This is a genomic window from Streptomyces sp. Pv4-95 (assembly GCF_045782725.1).
GTDB lineage: Bacteria > Actinomycetota > Actinomycetes > Streptomycetales > Streptomycetaceae > Streptomyces.
Window position 1 is genome coordinate 4506092 of the sequence record NZ_CP127172.1, and the last position, 18292, is coordinate 4524383.

Sequence of the window (18292 nt, forward strand, 5' to 3'; positions counted from 1 at the left end):
GCACGGGGTCTTTTTCGCTGCCCGCTTTCGCCGCGGATTCGCCACGGGCGTCACCGCGGGCGGCATCCGGTGGCTCCCCGGGCTCTCCCGGCCGCGTCCGGCACCCCGCCGAAGGCGGAAGCGGAGCCGCGCCGCGCCCGGCCGCGCACACCGAAATCGCCACGCGCTATTCATATCTTCGATGGGGTCCGATTCCGCTCCGGCAAAGAAGACGCAGGCGTCCGCGGAAGGGTTCCGTGGCGTTCTCGCGTGTCTTTCCGTTTGTCGACAAAAGGCAGGAGCCCCTCTCCCCACCGAAGTGGAGGAGCGGGGCTCCTTGGGTACTGCTTAAGTCGACCTAAAGGTCGGACCGGGCAACTCAGACCGGCGTAACGTTCTCCGCCTGCGGGCCCTTCGGACCCTGCGTGACGTCGAAGTTCACCTGCTGGTTCTCCTCCAGGGAGCGGAAACCAGAGGCGTTGATCGCCGAGTAGTGGACGAAGACATCCGGGCCGCCGCCGTCCTGGGCGATGAAGCCGAAGCCCTTTTCAGCGTTGAACCACTTGACGGTTCCGGTAGCCATAAGCCCTCCTTGGGCCAAAGGGTTGCCCTGCTCCAGAACCTGCAAACAAGTCTGAAAACTACAAAAGCCTGCGGGTCACATGCTCCGCAGGCTCTGTACTGCAAGGGAAACCAAACTGCAACTTGCGCTGAGCGTAGCATGCAGCGCTCGTGAGGTGGAAGAGCCAAAGATCACGTTTAGCCGACACGGCCGTCGGCCATAGGTCGCCCCGCCGCTTCGCGGCCCGCCCGACAGGTCTAGCCTCCGCATGTGGACAATTCAACCTTCACAGACGGACCCGCGGAAGCCGCAGCCGATCACCATCGGAGCCGGCCGCGGGTGGGCCACATCCAGTTCCTGAACTGCCTGCCCCTGTACTGGGGCCTCGCCCGCACGGGCACCCTGCTCGATCTGGACCTCACCAAGGACACGCCGGAGAAGCTCAGCGAGCAGCTGGTGCGCGGGGACCTCGACATCGCACCGATCACCCTCGTCGAATTCCTGCGCGCCGCCGACGACCTGGTGGCCTTCCCCGACCTCGCGGTCGGCTGCGACGGCCCGGTGATGTCCTGCGTGATCGTGTCGCAGAAGCCGCTGGACCAGCTGGACGGCGCGAGGGTCGCCCTCGGGTCCACCTCGCGCACCTCCGTCCGCCTGGCCCAGCTGCTGCTCGCCGAGAAGGTCGGCGTCCGGCCGGACTACTACACCTGCCCGCCCGACCTGGGGCTGATGATGCAGGAGGCCGACGCGGCCGTACTGATCGGCGACGCCGCGCTGCGCGCCAACCTGCACGACGGTCCGCGCCTCGGCCTGGAGGTCCATGACCTCGGCCAGATGTGGAAGGAGTGGACCGGGCTGCCGTTCGTCTTCGCCGTCTGGGCCGCCCGGCGCGACTACCTGGAGCGCGAGCCCGTGGTCGTACGCAAGGTGCACGAGGCGTTCCTGGCCTCCCGCGACCTGTCGCTGGAGGAGGTCGGCAAGGTCGCCGAGCAGGCGGCCCGCTGGGAGACCTTCGACGAGCCGGTGCTGGAGCGCTACTTCACGACGCTGGACTTCCGCTTCGGCCCCGACCAGCTGCGCGGGGTCACCGAATTCGCCCGCCGGGTCGGCCCGACGACCGGCTTCCCCGCCGACGTGAAGGTGGACCTGCTGGGGGCCTAGCCCCGCCGCCCGACCGATGCCGAAGCGACGCACAGTTTTCGGTGGCCCGGCACGGCCCGGGTTCTAAGCTGTGGGGGCCGTCGCGAGGGGGAGGCAACGCCATGGAGCCGCTGGCAGGGGACGACCCACGGGTCCTGGGCGGGTACCGGCTGCTGGGCCGGCTCGGCGCGGGCGGGATGGGCCGGGTCTATCTCGGGCGCAGCGCGGGCGGGCGCACCGTCGCGGTGAAGGTCGTCCACGCGCATTTCGCCGCCGACGACCAGTTCAGGGCCCGCTTCCGGCGGGAGATCGAATCGGCGCGGCGGGTCGGCGGCGCCTGGACCGCCCCGGTGCTGGACGCCGACCCGGACGCCGCCGTCCCGTGGATCGCCACCGGCTACGTCGCCGGTCCCTCGCTCGCGCAGGCCGTCGCCGACGTCGGACCTCTGGCCGAGCACTCCGTACGCGCCCTGGGCGCCGGGCTCGCCGAGGCGCTGGCCGCGGTGCACGCGCTAGGGCTGGTGCACCGCGACGTCAAACCGTCCAATGTGCTGCTCACCCTGGACGGCCCGCTGCTGATCGACTTCGGGATCGCGCGGGCCACCGAGGGCACCGCCTCGCTGACGTCGACCGGGGTCTCCGTCGGCTCGCCCGGCTACATGGCGCCCGAGCAGATCCTCGGCAAGGGCACGTCGGGCGCCGCGGACGTCTTCTCGCTCGGCGCGGTGCTGGCGTACGCGGCGACCGGCGCGGGGCCGTTCTCCGGCGACTCCTCGGCCGCGCTGCTCTACAAGATCGTTCACGAGGAGCCGGAGCTCGGCGGCCTGCTCACCGGCGAGCTGCGCGAACTGGTGGCCGGCTGCCTTGCCAAGGACCCCGCGGCCCGGCCCGCGCCGCACGACCTCGCGGCCGGCCTCGCGGGCGAGGGCGGTGCCGCGGGCCTGGTGCGGACCGGCTGGCTGCCCGCCGCCCTGGTCGAGCGGGTCAGCAGGCAGGTGGTGGAGCTGCTGAACCTCGACACGGGCGAGGGCGGTGCGGGCGCGGCGGCGGAGACCGGGCAGGCGACCGAGGGCGGTGCGGCGTCGTGGACCGGCGGGCGGGCCCCGTCACCTTCCCCGCTCGGGGGCGCGTTCGGCCCACCCGATCCCTCATACGGCGCGGCGTCCGGGCTGGTGCCGTTCGACGCTCAGGTGCAGTTGCCGGCGGCGCAGGGGCGCGACGTGCCGGGGGAGGCGGCGGTGGCGCAGGAGTCGCGCGCCGGGCAGGGAGGCGGACCGGGTCCGGCGGGGGGCGCCTCGGCGCCCACGCCAGGGGCCGTCTCCGAAGTCCCCGCGTTCCCCGGTCAGGCACCCGGTCCGCCGCCGCACGCCTCCTGGCCGGTGGCCGGGGCGCCTCCGGCCGCCTCGGGTCCCCAGGTGACCGGCCACGGCCCCGCCCCGGGCCACGCCGAGCTGCCCACGGCCGGGCCGGGCGCGGCGTCGGCGACCTCGGGCGGCTCCAAGGAACGGCGGATCGCGCTGACCGCGGCCGTCGGGGGCCGGAACCGGCCGCGCCGGGTGAGCTGCTCGCTCGTGCTGTCCGTGGCCGGTGCGCTGGCCGCAGCGACGACCGCGGTCTTCGTCTTCCAGCTCCTCCCCGGCGACCACGGCGGCAACGACACCAGCGCGCGGCCGCCCTCGGACACCGGGCGGACGCCTTCCCGCGGGCCCGGCGACACGGGGAGCGGAGGGGCGGCGCCCACCGTCGCCAAGGGCTTCCTCGGCACCTGGACGGGCAGCGTCCGGATGGCGAACGGCTTCCCGAACGGCACGATGACCAGCGTCGTCAAGGCCGGCGGCAAGGGCGACTACGTGATCCACACGACGTACGACGTGGCGGGGGTGCTGAGCTGCGAGGCGAAGTCGAAGCTGGTCTCGTCGACCGGCACGCGGCTGCGGCTCGTCGAGCGCCCCGACGGCAAGCAGGGGCCGGGCTGCACCGGCACCACGTCCGAGGTCACCTACACCCTCGGCAAGGGCGGCACCCTCTCCTTCGTCTCCGCGGACGACGCGGGAGGCAAGCCGCGGGCGACGCTCACCAAGGGCGGCGGCTGACCGGCGGGCGGGCCGCACCCGCCGCCGGTTCATGGCCCCCGCCACCCGCCGCCCCGGGCGGCCCGGCCGCCAACGAGGCCGTCAGACCCCTGGCGTAGGCTGGTTCGGTCGTTATGCCCGCCTCCGAAAGGGACGCCCCGGTGACCGAGAACGCCGACCTCCAGTCCGTACTCGACCGCGCCGCGCAGGGCGGCCGTATCACTCCGGAGGAAGCGCTCGACCTGTACCGCTCCGCACCGCTGCACGCGTTGGGCAAGGCCGCCGACGCGGTGCGCCGCCGGCGCTACGCGGGCACCGAGCACATCGCGACGTACATCATCGAGCGCAACATCAACTACACCAACGTCTGCGTGACGGCCTGCAAGTTCTGCGCCTTCTACGCCGCTCCCAAGGACACCGCCAAGGGCTGGACCCGCGACCTCGACGACATCCTGCGCCGCTGCGCGGAGACCGTCGAACTGGGCGGCACCCAGGTCATGTTCCAGGGCGGCCACCACCCCGACTACGGCGTCGAGTACTACGAAGAGCACTTCTCCGCCATCAAGAAGGCGTACCCGCAGCTGGTCATCCACTCCCTCGGCGCCTCCGAGATCGAGCACATGGCCAGGATCTCCAAGGTGACGCCCGAGGAGGCGATCCGCCGGATCCACGCGGCCGGCCTCGACTCCTTCGCCGGCGCCGGTGCCGAGCTGCTGCCGGCCCGCCCGCGCAAGGCCATCGCGCCGCTGAAGGAGTCCGGTGAGCGCTGGCTGGAGATCATGGAGACGGCCCACGGCCTCGGCGTGGAGTCGACGTCCACGATGCTCATGGGTACCGGCGAGACCAACGCCGAGCGCATCGAGCACCTGCGGATGATCCGCGACGTCCAGGACCGTACGGGCGGGTTCCGCGCCTTCATCCCGTACACCTACCAGCCGGAGAACAACCACCTGAAGGGCCAGACGCAGGCCACCCTCTTCGAGTACCTGCGCATGATCGCCATCGCCCGGCTCTTCCTCGACAACGTCGCGCACATCCAGGGCTCGTGGCTGACCACCGGCAAGGAGGTCGGCCAGCTCTCGCTGCACTACGGCGCGGACGACCTCGGTTCGATCATGCTGGAGGAGAACGTCGTCTCCTCGGCCGGTGCCAAGCACCGCTCCAACCGCATGGAGATCATCGACCTGATCCGTAGCGCGGGCCGCGTCCCGGCGCAGCGCGCCACCACCTACGAGCACCTCGTCGTGCACGACGACCCGGCGAACGACCCGGTCGACGACAAGGCCGTCTCGCACTTCTCCTCGACCGCCATCGAGGGCGGTACGGCCCACCCCGAGCTGAAGCTCGTCGAGGCCAACTGAGCGGCGTACGGCGGGAGTTGAGGGCAGGCTGAGCCGGTCGTGCTGACGATCCACGCCGCCGACGCGGTGTTCGCGCGCGGCGCCCGGTGCGAGGCGGTGGCCGTCGACGGCGGTCTGATCGTGGGCCTGGGCGCGGCGGCGGAGCTGACCGCCGCCCGGCCGCAGGCCCGGGTGCGCCGCTGGCCGGGCCTGCTGACCCCCGGCCTGTTCAACCCCTGGGCCGCCGCGCTGCTCGAAGCGGCCTACCATCCCGACCCGCGCGAGGCCGACGCGCTCGGCACCGCACCCCTCACCGGTGACGCGTTGGCCGCTCTGGCGATGGACGACGCGCGCTGGGGCGCGAGCGCCAGGCGCGGACTCCAGCGGATGCTCCAGCACGGCACGACCGCCGTGGCCGGGCCGTTCCGGCGGCCTGCCGTGCGCAGCGCCGTGACCCGATCCGGCCTGCGGGTACGCGAGCCGGAGACGAGCGCGGAGCCGGCGCGGGGGCGGGCGGACGCGCCCAGCCTGGACCCGTTCGCGGTGCTGCCGCCCGGTATGGCCCTGGACGGTGAGCTGGCCGTCGGCGGCCCGGCCGATTTCGCGGTGTTCGACGTCCCCGTGGGCGAAGGTCCCGAGCTGCCCGACGGAGCGCTGCGGCAGCAGGGCGCGGGCAGCTGCGTGGCCACCGTGCTGGCCGGCCGTCTGGTGTTCCGGCGGCGCTGAGCGGGTGCCTACGGTCCCGCATCGAGGGCCGTGCCGCCGCGCTGCGCGGCCCGCCGGCGCCGGGCCGCGGACCCGCCGCGTGGGCGCCCGGCCGCGACGCCGGGGCGGGCCGCTGCCGGGTGCGGCGGGGCACGGTGGACAATGGCCGGGTGACCCGAGCATCCCTGGACAAGCAGCCGCACGAAGTCGCCGCGATGTTCGACGGCGTGGCGGCGCGCTACGACCTGACCAATGACGTGCTGTCCCTGGGGCAGGCACGCCTGTGGCGCAAGGAGGTCGACCGCGCGGTCGCCGCCCGGCCCGCCGAGCGGGTCCTCGACCTCGCGGCCGGTACCGGCACCTCCTCGCTCCCGTTCGCCAGGACCGGCGCCTACGTCGTGCCCTGCGACTTCTCGGTCGGCATGTTGCGGGAGGGCAAGAAGCGGCACCCGTGGCTGCCGTTCACCGCGGGCGACGGCACCCGCCTGCCGTTCGCGGACGGGGTGTTCGACGCCGTCACCATCTCCTTCGGGCTGCGCAACATCCAGGACACCGACGCCGCGCTGGCCGAGCTGTACCGCGTCACCAAGCCCGGCGGCCGGGTGGTCATCTGCGAGTTCAGCGAGCCGACCTGGGCGCCGTTCCGCACCGTCTACACCGAGTACCTCATGCGGGCGCTGCCGCCGGTGGCCCGCGCGGTCAGCAGCAACCCCGACGCGTACGTCTATCTCGCCGAGTCCATCCGCAGCTGGCCCAACCAGCCCGAACTCGCCGCCCGCATGCAGGGCGTGGGCTGGACGAAGGTCGCCTGGCGCAACCTGACCGGCGGCGTCGTGGCACTGCACCGGGGGACCAGGCCGGCCAACTGACCGCGCCACAGCGGTGACCGCGGGCCCGGGGCGACCCGGGCCGGGGCGGTCGCCGCGTCGCGTCGGGGGCGGTCTCGCTCGGGTAACGACCCTTCACAGCGAGTGAAACGCCGGGAACCATGCGTACGACAGCCGTGTCTGTACGTTCGCCAGTGGCAGTTGTCCGCACTGCCCTTGAATTCCCGGAGTCCGCCTTGTCATCGTTCTGCCCGGACTGTGGTTCTTCGTCGCCGCCCGAGGCGCGGTTCTGCATGGGGTGCGGCCGGGAGCGGCAGGCCGCCGCGCCGCCCACGCCGAGCGGACCGCCGCCCGCTCCGGGAGCGCCGCCGGCGCCCGCGGCCCCGCCCGGACACCCGCCGTACGCCGCCCCCGCCCGCCCTTCGCCCCTGGGCGCCTTCCTCACCCGTACGGCGAAGGGCGACTGGGTTGCGGCACTGAAGGTCGCCGGGTGGCCGACCCTGGTGCTCCTCGTCCTCGCCTGCCTGCTGGGGATCTTCTCCTCCGACGACACCGACGAGGCCGGTCTCGGCTGGGGCACCCGGATGCAAATCGCCCTGGCGCTGCTGTTGCAGAGCGTCGGTGGCGGGGTCAGCTTCTCCGGCAACGCCGGTGCGTCCCTGGGGTCGTTCGGCGAAGGGCTCGCGGGCGAGGCGTCGCTGTCGCTGGTGCCGCTGGTGGCCACGGCGATGTGGGTGGGCGCGCTGGTGATCGCCGCCCGCCGGGGCGGACCCGCCACCACGGTGCCGGAGGCCGCCGTGCCGGGGGCGCTCCCGCAGAGCGCCGTCCTGGAGAAGATCCTGCGGATCGCGGCGCTCTGCGGCGCCGGCACCTTCCTGCTCGGACTGCTGGCACAGCCGTCGTACGGCGGCATCGAGTTGTCGTCGTCGCCGTGGCTCGCGCTGCTGTGGTCCTTCCTGCTGGCCGCCGTGGTGAGCGGTGCGGTGCTCGCGCGGACCGAGGCCCGTGCCTGGCTCGCCACCCGGCCCGCCTGGCGGACCGCCACCGGGGCGCTGCGCAGCGCCCTGTTCGCGCTGCTCGTCGTCCTCTCGGTGTCCGCCGCGGTCACCTTCGTGACCTTGCTGGCCACGGCGGACGACCTCGACGGCGGCCAGGTGCTCGGCATGCTGGCGCTGCTGCCCAACCTCGGTGCGCTGGCCCTCGCGTTCGCGTGGGGCGCGCCGCTGAACGCCGAGTGGAACCTCCCCGACATGCCTTTCCTCGGGTCGGGACGAGAATCCCTCGGCTACTCCGAGCTGGGTGAAATCAGCGGCGGATGGACGGTGTTCGGCGTCATCGTCGGCGCTGTGGTGTGTGCGCTGCTGGTGGGCCACCTGGTCGTACGGCGCAGCGCCGACCGGCGGGAGGCCCTGCTGGCCGCCGGGCTCTTCGTCGTCGCGCTGGTGTGCGTGGTGCTGGTCGCGGGCGCGAGCGTCTCGGCGACGTTCCACGACGGGAGCGACGGCGGCGGCTACGGCGGTGGCCCCGGCTACGGCAGTGGTTACGGCGCGAGCGGCCCGAGCATCGGCGCCCACGCCGAACTGACGGCGAGCCTCGCCGAGACGCTGCTGTTCGCGCTGCTGTGGACGTTCGGCGCGGTGCTGCTCGTGCCGTACCTGCTGATGATCGTGGGACGCGGTGGCCCCTCCGCGCCGACCGCTCCCCACGGCGGCCCGGCGGCCACGCCCGGCTACGGCTATCCGCCCGCGAGCGCCTACGGCCCGCAGGCCGCGGGCGCCCCGTCTCCGGTAGCCCCAGCAGCACCGGCAGCCCCGGCAGCCCCGGCTACCCCGGCCGAGGACGCCGCGGCGCCCTCCGCGCCTCCGCCCGCCGCACACCCCGCATCCGCCACACATCCCACCCCGACCGCACCCGACCTCCCCGCGGTCCGGCCCGGCAACCCCCCGCCCGCCGACGCGACCCCGCCCTTCACCCCGGCCGTCATCACCCCGGCCCCGGGCGACGAGCCCCGGCCGCCGCGGCGCGGTGCCGTGAAGTGGGTGGCGCTGGCCCTGGCCGCGTTCCTGGTCGGCGGCGGCGGCACGGCCGGCGCGCTCTACTTCAAGAACCGGCAGGACGACACCGGCGACAAGGCCGACAAGCCCGCCGCGGTCACGAGCGCATCGCCCGGCGACGACCGCCGCCCCTCGGCGAGCCCGACCGCCTCGGCCACGCCCACCGGCGGCCCGTCCGGCAGCCCGACCGCGGACCCCACCGCCGGAGCCCCGTCACCGGACGCGCAGCTGCCGGACGGCTTCGTCCGGCAGCAGGACCCCAAGGGCTTCTCCATGGGTGTGATGCGCGGCTGGAAGCGCTCGCAGAAGGGCACCCAGATCGACTACAAGGCCCCGGCGGGCAGGTCGTATCTGCGCATCGGGGTCATCCCGGACGCCCCGCAGTCCTCCTACGAGAACTTCAGCACCCTGGAGAAGGGCGCCAGGAAGCGGACGAACTACCAGCGCACGGAGCTGGCGCAGAACACCTTCCGCAACAGCGCCGGTGCCCGCTGGGAGTTCACCTACGTCAACGACGAGACCGGCAACACCATGCACGCCATCGACCAGGCGTATGTCGCCGCCGACGGCACCGAATACAGCATCTACTACGAGTGCGTGGACTCCCTCTACGACCCGGTCGAGGACCAGGTGTTCAGCACGGCGCTCAACACCTGGACGGTGGGCGAGTCGAGCCCGTAGGAGAGGTCGGCGGGCCGTGCCGGGCGGATGCGCCCGGCACGGCCGACAGCCCGAGGGACCTCAGACGTCCAACCGGTGGCAGTAGGCCGTCCGTTCCCCCGTCGGCGTGCGCAGCGTCTCCGCGAGCCGCATGCCCAGTCGCCGGGTCACCGCGAGGGAGCGCTCGTTGCGGGAATCCACCATCGCCACCACCTCCCGTACGCCGGCCTTCCGTACGGAAACGAGCGCCGCCTGTGCCGCGGCCGTGGCGTAGCCCTTGCCCCAGTACGCGCGGCCCAGCCGCCAGCCGATCTCGATCTCGCCGACCGGGCCCCAGTCACCCGGCCAGGGCTGGGCGCCGGTGAACCCCATGACCGCGCCGTCCGCCGGATCCAGCAAGGTGTAGAAGCAGAACCCCCGTTCCGCGTGGTGTCTGCGCTGGCGTGCGGTGAGCTCCTCGTAGACCGACAGCTCGGCCGCCTTGCCGCCGTGGAATTCCATGACGTCGGGGTCGTTGAAGACGTGGTGCCAGTGCCACGCGTCCTCCTCGGTGGGCACCCGCAGTTCGACGGCGGGGAGCGGTGTATTCATCGGCCAACCCTTCAGGTTCTGATCACCAAGGCCCCCATAGACTGCATGTGCCCAGTGCCCGTCGGCACCCAGATATCCAGATATCGACTTCCGGGAGACCCCCCGTGACCGAGCCCGCGTCCGTGACCGAGTCCGTGACCACGCCCCGATCGGAGCACAGCGCGGATGTGATCGTCGTCGGTGCCGGCCCCGCCGGCTCGGCCACCGCCTACCACCTCGCCAAGTCCGGTCTGGACGTGCTCCTTCTGGAGAAGACCGCGTTCCCCCGCGAGAAGGTGTGCGGTGACGGCCTGACCCCGCGCGCGACCAAGCAGCTCGTCGCGATGGGCATCGACATCTCCGAGGAAGCGGGCTGGCTGCGCAACAAGGGCCTGCGCATCATCGGTGGCGGCTCCCGCCTGCAGCTCGACTGGCCGGATCTCGCCTCCTTCCCCGACTACGGACTCGTCCGCAAGCGCGACGACTTCGACGAGCAGCTGGCCCGGCAGGCGCAGAAGGCGGGCGCGCGGCTCCACGAGCGTTGCAACGTCGGCGCCCCGATCATCAACGAGCTGACCGGCCACATCACCGGCGTGCACGCCAAGCTCGGCGAGGAGAAGACCCCGGTCACCTTCCACGCCCCGCTCGTCGTCGCGGCCGACGGCAACTCCACCCGCCTCTCCCTGGCGATGGGGCTGCACCGCCGCGAGGACCGCCCGATGGGCGTCGCGGTCCGCACCTACTTCACCTCGCCCCGGCACGACGACGACTACCTGGAGTCCTGGCTGGAGCTGTGGGACCGCCGCGGCGCCCAGGACCGCCTGCTCCCCGGCTACGGCTGGATCTTCGGCATGGGCGACGGCACGAGCAACGTCGGTCTCGGTGTCCTGAACACCTCCAACTCCTTCAAGGAGCTGGACTGGCGGGAGATCCTCAAGGCCTGGTGCGCCTCGATGCCCGCCGACTGGGGCTACACCCCGGAGAACATGACGGGACCGATCCGCGGCGCGGCCCTGCCGATGGCCTTCAACCGCCAGCCGCACTACACCAAGGGCCTGCTCCTCGTCGGCGACGCCGGCGGCCTGGTGAACCCCTTCAACGGCGAGGGCATCGCGTACGCCATGGAGTCCGGCAGCATCGCCGCCGAGGTCATCGTGCAGGCCCACGCCCGGCAGACCTACGCGCAGCGCGAGCTGGCCCTGCACCGCTACCCGAAGATCCTCAAGGACACCTACGGCGGCTACTACAACCTCGGCCGCGCCTTCGTGAAGCTGATCGGCAACCCGAAGGTCATGCAGATCGCCACCCAGCGCGGTCTGACCCACCCGCTCCTGATGCGCTTCACCCTCAAGATGCTCGCCAACCTCACCGACCCCACGGGCGGCGACGCGATGGACCGCATCATCAACGGCCTCAGCAAGGTCGCCCCCAAGGCGTGACGCGGGCCCGCCGAGGGGGCGTCACCGCCGCCCCCGGCGGGCCTCTGCCGAGGCCGGGGCCTGGTCAGCCGTCCTCGCGAGAGCGGCGGCGGGCCAGCAGGTAGCAGCCGCAGGCCGCGGCGGCGAGGGCGGTGGAGCCCGCGGTGATCATGGTGAGGTCGGCGTTCCCGGCGGCGCCGCCGGCGCCGGCCTGCATCGCGCCGTGCGGGCTCCCGGCGTGCGACGTGGTCACCTGGGGGCGGACCGTGGCGCTCCAGGACTTGCCGCCGGGGCAGGTGCCGTCGATGGCCCACACGGCTCTCTCGCCCGCGCGGTCCTGGTTGCCGGCGATCTTGTCGGTGACGCGGCCGGAGCCGGTGTAGGTGCCGTTGGCGTCCCGGCGCGTCAGCTGGACGCTGCCACGGGTCAGGACCTGGCCGTGACCGGTGATGGTCTCCGGCGGGTGGCCGCCGCGCCGTCCGCACAGCACGGTGACGGTGATGGTGCCCCCGGGGCCGACGGCCGCGGGGCTGACCGCGGCGGACGGGCTGACCTCGCCGACCGGATCGGCGAGCGCGAGCGGGACGGCCGTGCCGAGTGCCACGACGGCGAGCGCGGACGCGGCCAGAGTGCGGCTGACGAGACGCATCGGGTTCCCTCCAAGAAGGACGCTGCGGAGGCGGGCCCGCAGCCGTGGGGCGTTCTTTTCCTGATGCCATGTCAAAGGAGCCGGTCGCGTCACGCATGTCGAACCGTGGGAAGGAGCGGCCACGGACCGGTGACCGAAGGGCCTGCAGAGGAGCGTTCGCGCATGTCGGACCGCGTGTCGCGGGCAGCGGGCGGTCCGCCCGTTCGGCGCATCCCCGGATGCGCGGGAGAAAGGGCGCACTGTCGGCGTGGCGCGGGCGGTGGACGGGCAGCGACGAGGCCGGGGAGGGGCCGGGCGGAGCGGTTTCCGGCTTGGCGGCCGCGGGTCGCCGAGGACGGCGGCCGGCTCGGATGGGCACGAGGGCAGGCCGTCGCGCAGGAGCCGTCGCTCCGGGACCGCGATGCGGGCGGCCGGCGTACCCGAGCCGGTGACGCCGGCGGAGAGCCCTCGGGAGCGTACGGCGCCCAGGTCCGAAGGGGCGCCGTACGGAGACTGAATACCCGCCGGGCGTCAGCCCACGGGAACGGACGCCGGAGCCGACCGGCGTCCGTTCGGCCCGGTCAGCTGTTCGGCGCCCTCCGGTACGGGGACCGCCGCGAAGATGGCGTTCTGCTGCTCCTGAAGTTCGCGTGCGCGCTCCGGCGGGGTGCCGGGCAGCCGCTGCTCCTCGTACAGCTTGTGCGTCTCCAGCTGGGCCGCCTTGCTCTGCGGGGTGTGGAACTGGACCTCGAAGAGCTGGCCGGAGCGGGGCGCGCGCCAGGCGGAGTTGATCGCCTTGTAGCCCGCCTTGCGGTGCCAGGTGTTGGACCAGCGGGTGCTGTCGTTGCCCCACGCGGAGAGCAGCCCGGCCGCCGTGGTGACGCCGGTGCTGTACTCGTCGGCGGGCCACTGCAGGGTGAAGCGGACGGCGTCGTTGATCGCGGCGAGCGACCTGTCCACCGTCTGCCCCGGGGCCTCGCGCATCGCCGTCGCGACCTTGCGCTTGAGCGAGTCGGGTGACTTCAGTCGCTGGTCGAAGCCGATCAGCCGGGCGTCGCTCAGCTCCGCGGCGGCGCGGATCCGGGGGCTGATCGAGCGCTCGGCCTGGCGTGCCCGGGTGACGAACGCGTCGACCTTCTGGTTGTCGGCGGCGGTCAGCTCCAGCCCGTCCTGGTGCCAGCCGCCGTCCGGGTCGGTGGCCGGCCGGTCCGCCGCGGGGGCGGACCGCGGGGCCGCGGCCCCGGTGGGCGGCGAGGCGACCGCGACGGAAGCGGTCGCGGTGTGGACGGCGCCGAGGCCGAGGGCGGAGGCCAGCGCGGCGGCCGTCGCGGCACGGGTGACGAGGCGCCGGGTGAGGCGATGCGTGTTCATCGGAGTGCGGGGTCCCTCTCGCTACGGGGTACCGCGGGTGCCGAAGTGGCATTTGTGCGGCTTGTAGGAGAAGTGAACGATGTGCACCGTCTGTGGAGAGATGTACACGCGGCGGCCGTGCGGTACGTGGCCGGAACATGGCGCTGTACGGCGCAAATCGGACGCCGAGCGCCGCGCGCCGGTCCCCGGAGCGCACGAAGGACCGCCCCTCCCGAGCGGCGGGAGGGGCGGTCCTTTCAGCGGTCCGTCGATGCGGCCGACGGCGGCCGGCGCCGCGGACGGGGCATTCGGCGCGGCTGCTTCGGCCGGTCGAGGCCGAGCGAGCGCCTCAGGTGAAGCAGGTGCCGGAGAGTCTGCAACGCCTCAGAGCACGCGCACGGCGCCGGTCGGCTGGTCGTAGTCCAGCGGACGCTCGACGATGCCGGTGCTGGAGTTCTGCGCGCCGATGAAGTTGCCGTCACCGACGTAGACGCCGACGTGGTAGGCGCTGCCCGCGCTGCCCCAGTACAGGATGTCGCCGACCTGGAGGTTGTCGAGGCCGACCTGGGTGCCGGTGGTCGACTGGTCCTGCGAGACGCGCGGCAGGTCGACGCCGATCTGGCGGAAGGCGGCCTGGGTCAGGCCGGAGCAGTCGTACGCGGAGGGGCCGCTGGCGCCCATCACGTACGCCTTGCCGAGCTGGGCCTTCAGGAAGGAGACCAGCGTCGCGGTGCTGCCGGTGGCGTTGGACGTCGAGAGGGAGGCGGACAGCGTCGAACGCTCGGAGGAGCGCGAGGCGCGGGCCTCGGCGGCCTCCTTGGCCTTGCGAGCCTCCTCGGCCTTCTTCTTCGCCTCGGCCTTCTTCTCGGCGACGGCCTGGTTCTTCTTCGCGGCCTTCGCGGCGTGCGAGACGGCGCTGTCCTGCAGGGCCTGGCGCTCGTAGCTGAACGCGACCTGCTGGGCGGCGTCGGCGCTCTTGGCGGCGCTGGTCGCCAGCGCCGTCGTGATGGTGGGCATCTCCTGGGTTTCGGAGACGGGCTTCTCGGCGGCGTTGGCCGGCAGGGTCGCGCCGGACACCGCGAGGGTGAGGATGCCACCGGTCACGCCCGCACGCAGTGCCCGCGAGGACGCGGAACGGCGGGGCTTCCGGTGGCTGGGTATGAGTGCGTTCGGGGACATGGCACCACGGCTATCAGGAGCCGAAGGTTGCTGCCAACAAAGGTGGAGTGCACCACACTTGACGCGTACGCGATGAACAAAAGGGACTTTTGGCTGCCCGTTGACCCGCCGCCGCGATGTCCGAATTTCGCGATCATGCACCTACGCATGGCATTTGCAGCTCGATGCGGGGTCCGACGGCACTTATCACCTGGCCATCCGCCACGCCAAGGCTTCCCAGCCGTCAAGGACTTAGAGGTCGAAACCTCGTGGGATAGGTCACTCTTGAGTGTCCGTTATGTTCCCGTGACCCGCGGGTGGCGCGACCGCTCGTGAATGCGGGCACGTACCGATGATCACGGTCGGGTCACGGCGGGCCTCCCCAGCGGGTGGAACCCCTATAGCAGTTGACCCCGTCCAGCGCCAATTTGCCTGCACCGCACACGGCTTGATAGTGACGCTGCCCCTCTGACCAGCGGTAACCCGGGTGAATGTCACCTCTCGTGATCACTCGCGCGCTTCACGTATGAAGATCACCGCTCATCCGACTTCATGATCGTTCGTCGGGTGGTGGAGATCACAAAGGCGTTGTCGTACCCCGTGTCGCAGATCACAGACCGACGGGCATAAGATGCAGGCGGTTCGGGCTTGTGAACTGCCTCACATGTGCACGATCTCCACGGGGCGGCCACACGGCCCGAGCGGACCGCCATCCAGTCATCGTCGACTGAAGGGAGCGAGGACGGTGAACGCTTACGCGCCCATCCTCGTACTGGGAGCCCTCGGGGCAGGCTTTGCGATCTTCTCTGTCGTCATGGCCACGCTCGTCGGACCCAGGCGCTACAACCGGGCCAAGCTCGAGGCGTACGAGTGCGGAATCGAGCCGACCCCCCAGCCGTCCGGCGGCGGTCGCTTCCCGATCAAGTACTACCTGACGGCGATGCTGTTCATCGTCTTCGATATCGAGATTGTCTTCCTCTATCCCTGGGCCGTCACCTTCGACGCCCTGGGGCTGTTCGGGCTCGTCGAGATGCTGCTCTTCGCGCTCACCGTCTTCGTCGCCTACGCCTATGTATGGCGTCGTGGCGGCCTGGAATGGGACTAGGGGTCACCCATGGGACTTGAAGAGAAGCTGCCGAGCGGCTTTTTGCTGACCACTGTCGAGCAGGCCGCGGGCTGGGTGCGCAAATCCTCGGTCTTCCCCGCGACCTTCGGACTGGCCTGCTGCGCCATCGAGATGATGACGACCGGCGCCGGGCGCTACGACCTCGCCCGCTTCGGCATGGAGGTCTTCCGCGGGTCGCCGCGGCAGGCGGATCTGATGATCGTGGCCGGCCGGGTGAGCCAGAAGATGGCGCCCGTGCTGCGGCAGGTCTATGACCAGATGCCGAACCCGAAGTGGGTGATCTCCATGGGGGTTTGCGCCTCGTCGGGCGGAATGTTCAACAACTACGCCATTGTGCAGGGTGTTGATCACATCGTCCCGGTGGATATCTATTTGCCCGGCTGCCCGCCGCGCCCCGAGATGCTGATGGACGCCATTCTCAAGCTGCACCAGAAGATCCAGGACACCAAGCTCGGGGTCAACCAGCGGGAGGCGGCCCACGAGGCGGAGGAAGCGGCACTCAAGGCGCTCCCGCTGATCGAGATGAAGGGGCTGCTGCGGTGACCGATCCGAAGAACGCCGACGGTCCCGGCACCCCCGAGGACCAGGACGACAACGTCCCGGCACCACGCGAGGACGCCGGCGACCTCATCGCCACCCGCCGCGGCATGTTCGGCGCGAACAACGGCGGCGACACCTCCGGATACGGCGGGCTCGTCCGCTCCGTCCGGCTGCCCGGCGCCACCGGCCGGCCGTACGGCGGCTGGTTCGACGAGGTCGCCGACGAGCTGGAGGGCGCGCTCGACGAGCAGGGCCTGGTCCCCGAGAACGTCATCGACAAGACGGTCGTGGACCGCGACGAGCTCACCTTCCACATCGAGCGGGAGTACCTGCCCACCGTCGCCAGGACCCTGCGCGACGACCCGGCACTGCGCTTCGAGCTCTGTACGGGCGTCAGCGGGGTGCACTTCCCCGGCGACAAGGGGCGCGAACTCCACGCCGTCTACCACCTGCGCTCGATCACCCACAACCGGCTCATTCGGCTGGAGGTCTCCGCGCCCGACGCCGATCCGCACGTGCCCTCGCTCGTGGAGGTCTATCCGACCAACGACTGGCACGAGCGCGAGACCTACGACTTCTTCGGCATCGTCTTCGACGGCCACCCCGCGCTCACCCGGATCATGATGCCCGACGACTGGCAGGGCTTCCCGCAGCGCAAGGACTACCCGCTCGGCGGCATCCCCGTCGAGTACAAGGGCGCCCAGATCCCGGCTCCCGACCAGCGGAGGTCGTACAGCTGATGCTGCCTTTCCCCGGGGGGCGACCCCCGTTCCAGCAGGAAACTCCCACGTGGCACGGGCCGTCGGTATCGGCACCGCGAGGAGGAGCCCGATGAGTACCTCGCACGCAACGCCCCGCGAGACGACCGAAGGCACGGTCTACACCGTCACCGGCGGCGACTGGGACGAGGTCGCCGCGGCGGCCGCCAAGTCCGACGACGAGCGGATCATCGTCAACATGGGGCCGCAGCACCCCTCCACGCACGGCGTGCTCCGGCTGATCCTGGAGATCGACGGCGAGACCGTCACCGAGGCCCGCTGCGGCATCGGCTATCTGCACACCGGCATCGAGAAGAACCTCGAATACCGCACGTGGACCCAGGGCACGACCTTCGTCACGAGGATGGATTACCTCACCCCCTTCTTCAACGAGACGGCGTACTGCCTGGCCGTGGAGAAGCTGCTCGGCATCACCGAGCAGGTGCCCGACCGGGCGACCGTCATCCGCGTGCTCCTGATGGAGCTCAACCGGCTCTCCTCCCACCTGGTGGCCATCGCCACCGGCGGCATGGAGCTGGGCGCCACCACGATCATGATCTACGGCTTCCGCGACCGTGAGCTCATCCTCGACATCTACGAGTTGATCACCGGCCTGCGAATGAACCACGCCTACATCCGCCCCGGCGGACTGGCGCAGGACCTGCCCGCGGGCGCCGTCGACCAGGTGCGCGCCTTCATCAAGACGATGCGCAGGAACCTCCACGAGTACGACAAGCTCGCCACCGGCAACCCCGTCTTCAAGGGCCGGATGGAGGGCATCGGCCACCTCGACCTGGCCGGCTGCCTGGCCACCGGCGCCACCGGCCCGGTGCTGCGCTCCGCCGGACTGCCGCACGACCTGCGCAAGACCCAGCCCTACTGCGGCTACGACACGTACGACTTCGAGGTGCCGACCGCCGACACCTGCGACTCCTACGGCCGGTTCCTGATCCGGCTGGAGGAGATGCGCCAGTCGCTGCGGATCGTCGAGCAGTGCCTGGACCGGCTGGAGCCGGGACCGGTGATGGTCGCGGACAAGAAGATCGCCTGGCCCGCCCAGCTCGCCATGGGGCCGGACGGACTCGGCAACTCCCTCGACCACATCAAGAAGATCATGGGCACCTCGATGGAGGCCCTGATCCACCACTTCAAGCTGGTGACGGAGGGCTTCCGGGTCCCGCCGGGGCAGGCGTACACCGCGGTGGAGTCGCCCAAGGGCGAGCTGGGGGTGCACGTCGTCAGCGACGGCGGCACCCGCCCCTACCGCGTGCACTTCCGCGACCCGTCCTTCACCAACCTCCAGGCCATGGCGGCCATGTGCGAAGGCGGCCAGGTCGCCGACGTCATCGTCGCCGTCGCATCCATCGACCCCGTGATGGGAGGCGTCGACCGGTGAGCGACGTCA

The 18292-nt window shown here is 71.7% G+C and carries 16 protein-coding genes; 11 read left to right on the forward strand and 5 right to left on the reverse strand.

Annotated elements, in window-relative coordinates; genetic code table 11:
• Positions 1–358: 358 nt before the first annotated feature.
• Complete coding sequence (locus tag QOM21_RS19750) at positions 359–562, reverse strand: cold-shock protein (RefSeq protein WP_003984261.1); 204 nt, start codon at positions 560–562, stop codon at positions 359–361.
• 249 nt (positions 563–811) lie between these two features.
• On the opposite strand from QOM21_RS19750, the gene QOM21_RS19755 reads away from it, so the two are divergent.
• The 6 genes from QOM21_RS19755 to QOM21_RS19780 all read left to right on the forward strand — a co-directional run bounded on the left by QOM21_RS19755 (position 812) and on the right by QOM21_RS19780 (position 9360).
• Positions 812–1702 carry a menaquinone biosynthetic enzyme MqnA/MqnD family protein gene (locus tag QOM21_RS19755; protein WP_407551868.1) on the forward strand — a complete coding sequence of 297 codons (891 nt, stop codon included), beginning with the start codon at positions 812–814 and terminating at the stop codon, positions 1700–1702.
• Between the two features lie 101 nt (positions 1703–1803).
• Complete coding sequence (locus QOM21_RS19760; protein WP_407551870.1) at positions 1804–3774, forward strand: protein kinase domain-containing protein; 1971 nt, start codon at positions 1804–1806, stop codon at positions 3772–3774.
• Positions 3775–3914: 140 nt separating this feature from the next.
• Positions 3915–5114: a cyclic dehypoxanthinyl futalosine synthase gene (mqnC, locus tag QOM21_RS19765; RefSeq protein WP_407551871.1), complete on the forward strand. Its 1200-nt coding sequence runs from the start codon at positions 3915–3917 to the stop codon at positions 5112–5114.
• Positions 5115–5153: 39 nt separating this feature from the next.
• Entirely contained in the window at positions 5154–5819 is a 666-nt protein-coding gene (locus QOM21_RS19770) for a hypothetical protein (protein ID WP_407551873.1), read from the forward strand.
• Positions 5820–5968: 149 nt separating this feature from the next.
• Positions 5969–6667: a demethylmenaquinone methyltransferase gene (locus QOM21_RS19775; RefSeq protein WP_407551875.1), complete on the forward strand. Its 699-nt coding sequence runs from the start codon at positions 5969–5971 to the stop codon at positions 6665–6667.
• A gap of 251 nt (positions 6668–6918) precedes the next feature.
• Positions 6919–9360 (forward strand): hypothetical protein, encoded by a 2442-nt coding sequence (locus QOM21_RS19780; RefSeq protein ID WP_407551877.1) that lies wholly within the window; start codon positions 6919–6921, stop codon positions 9358–9360.
• A gap of 60 nt (positions 9361–9420) precedes the next feature.
• On the opposite strand, the gene QOM21_RS19785 is transcribed toward QOM21_RS19780, so the two are convergent.
• Positions 9421–9930 (reverse strand): GNAT family N-acetyltransferase, encoded by a 510-nt coding sequence (locus tag QOM21_RS19785; protein ID WP_407551878.1) that lies wholly within the window; start codon positions 9928–9930, stop codon positions 9421–9423.
• A gap of 104 nt (positions 9931–10034) precedes the next feature.
• Here QOM21_RS19785 and QOM21_RS19790 point away from each other — a divergent pair, with 104 nt between their 5' ends.
• Positions 10035–11348, forward strand: coding sequence for a geranylgeranyl reductase family protein (locus QOM21_RS19790; RefSeq protein WP_398553520.1), 1314 nt, complete (start codon positions 10035–10037; stop codon positions 11346–11348).
• Between the two features lie 64 nt (positions 11349–11412).
• On the opposite strand, the gene QOM21_RS19795 is transcribed toward QOM21_RS19790, so the two are convergent.
• The 3 genes from QOM21_RS19795 to QOM21_RS19805 all read right to left on the reverse strand — a co-directional run bounded on the left by QOM21_RS19795 (position 11413) and on the right by QOM21_RS19805 (position 14484).
• A complete protein-coding gene (locus QOM21_RS19795) occupies positions 11413–11976 on the reverse strand; it encodes a hypothetical protein (RefSeq protein ID WP_407551880.1) in 564 nt (187 codons plus the stop codon).
• Positions 11977–12486: 510 nt separating this feature from the next.
• Positions 12487–13326: an ATP nucleotide 3'-pyrophosphokinase gene (locus tag QOM21_RS19800; protein ID WP_407551882.1), complete on the reverse strand. Its 840-nt coding sequence runs from the start codon at positions 13324–13326 to the stop codon at positions 12487–12489.
• 363 nt (positions 13327–13689) lie between these two features.
• Positions 13690–14484 (reverse strand): C40 family peptidase, encoded by a 795-nt coding sequence (locus tag QOM21_RS19805; protein WP_393892765.1) that lies wholly within the window; start codon positions 14482–14484, stop codon positions 13690–13692.
• 724 nt (positions 14485–15208) lie between these two features.
• Between QOM21_RS19805 and QOM21_RS19810 the strand changes: the two genes are divergently transcribed.
• From QOM21_RS19810 to QOM21_RS19825, 4 genes are all read left to right on the forward strand, one after another.
• Complete coding sequence (locus tag QOM21_RS19810; RefSeq protein ID WP_030262580.1) at positions 15209–15568, forward strand: NADH-quinone oxidoreductase subunit A; 360 nt, start codon at positions 15209–15211, stop codon at positions 15566–15568.
• A 9-nt stretch (positions 15569–15577) separates the two neighbouring features.
• Positions 15578–16132, forward strand: a complete 555-nt coding sequence (locus QOM21_RS19815) for a NuoB/complex I 20 kDa subunit family protein (RefSeq protein ID WP_407551885.1) — start codon at positions 15578–15580, stop codon at positions 16130–16132.
• Positions 16129–16869 (forward strand): NADH-quinone oxidoreductase subunit C, encoded by a 741-nt coding sequence (locus QOM21_RS19820; RefSeq protein ID WP_407551886.1) that lies wholly within the window; start codon positions 16129–16131, stop codon positions 16867–16869. The genes QOM21_RS19815 and QOM21_RS19820 overlap by 4 nt, the downstream gene beginning before the upstream one ends.
• A gap of 91 nt (positions 16870–16960) precedes the next feature.
• Entirely contained in the window at positions 16961–18283 is a 1323-nt protein-coding gene (locus QOM21_RS19825; protein WP_407551888.1) for an NADH-quinone oxidoreductase subunit D, read from the forward strand.
• Positions 18284–18292 lie beyond the last annotated feature (9 nt).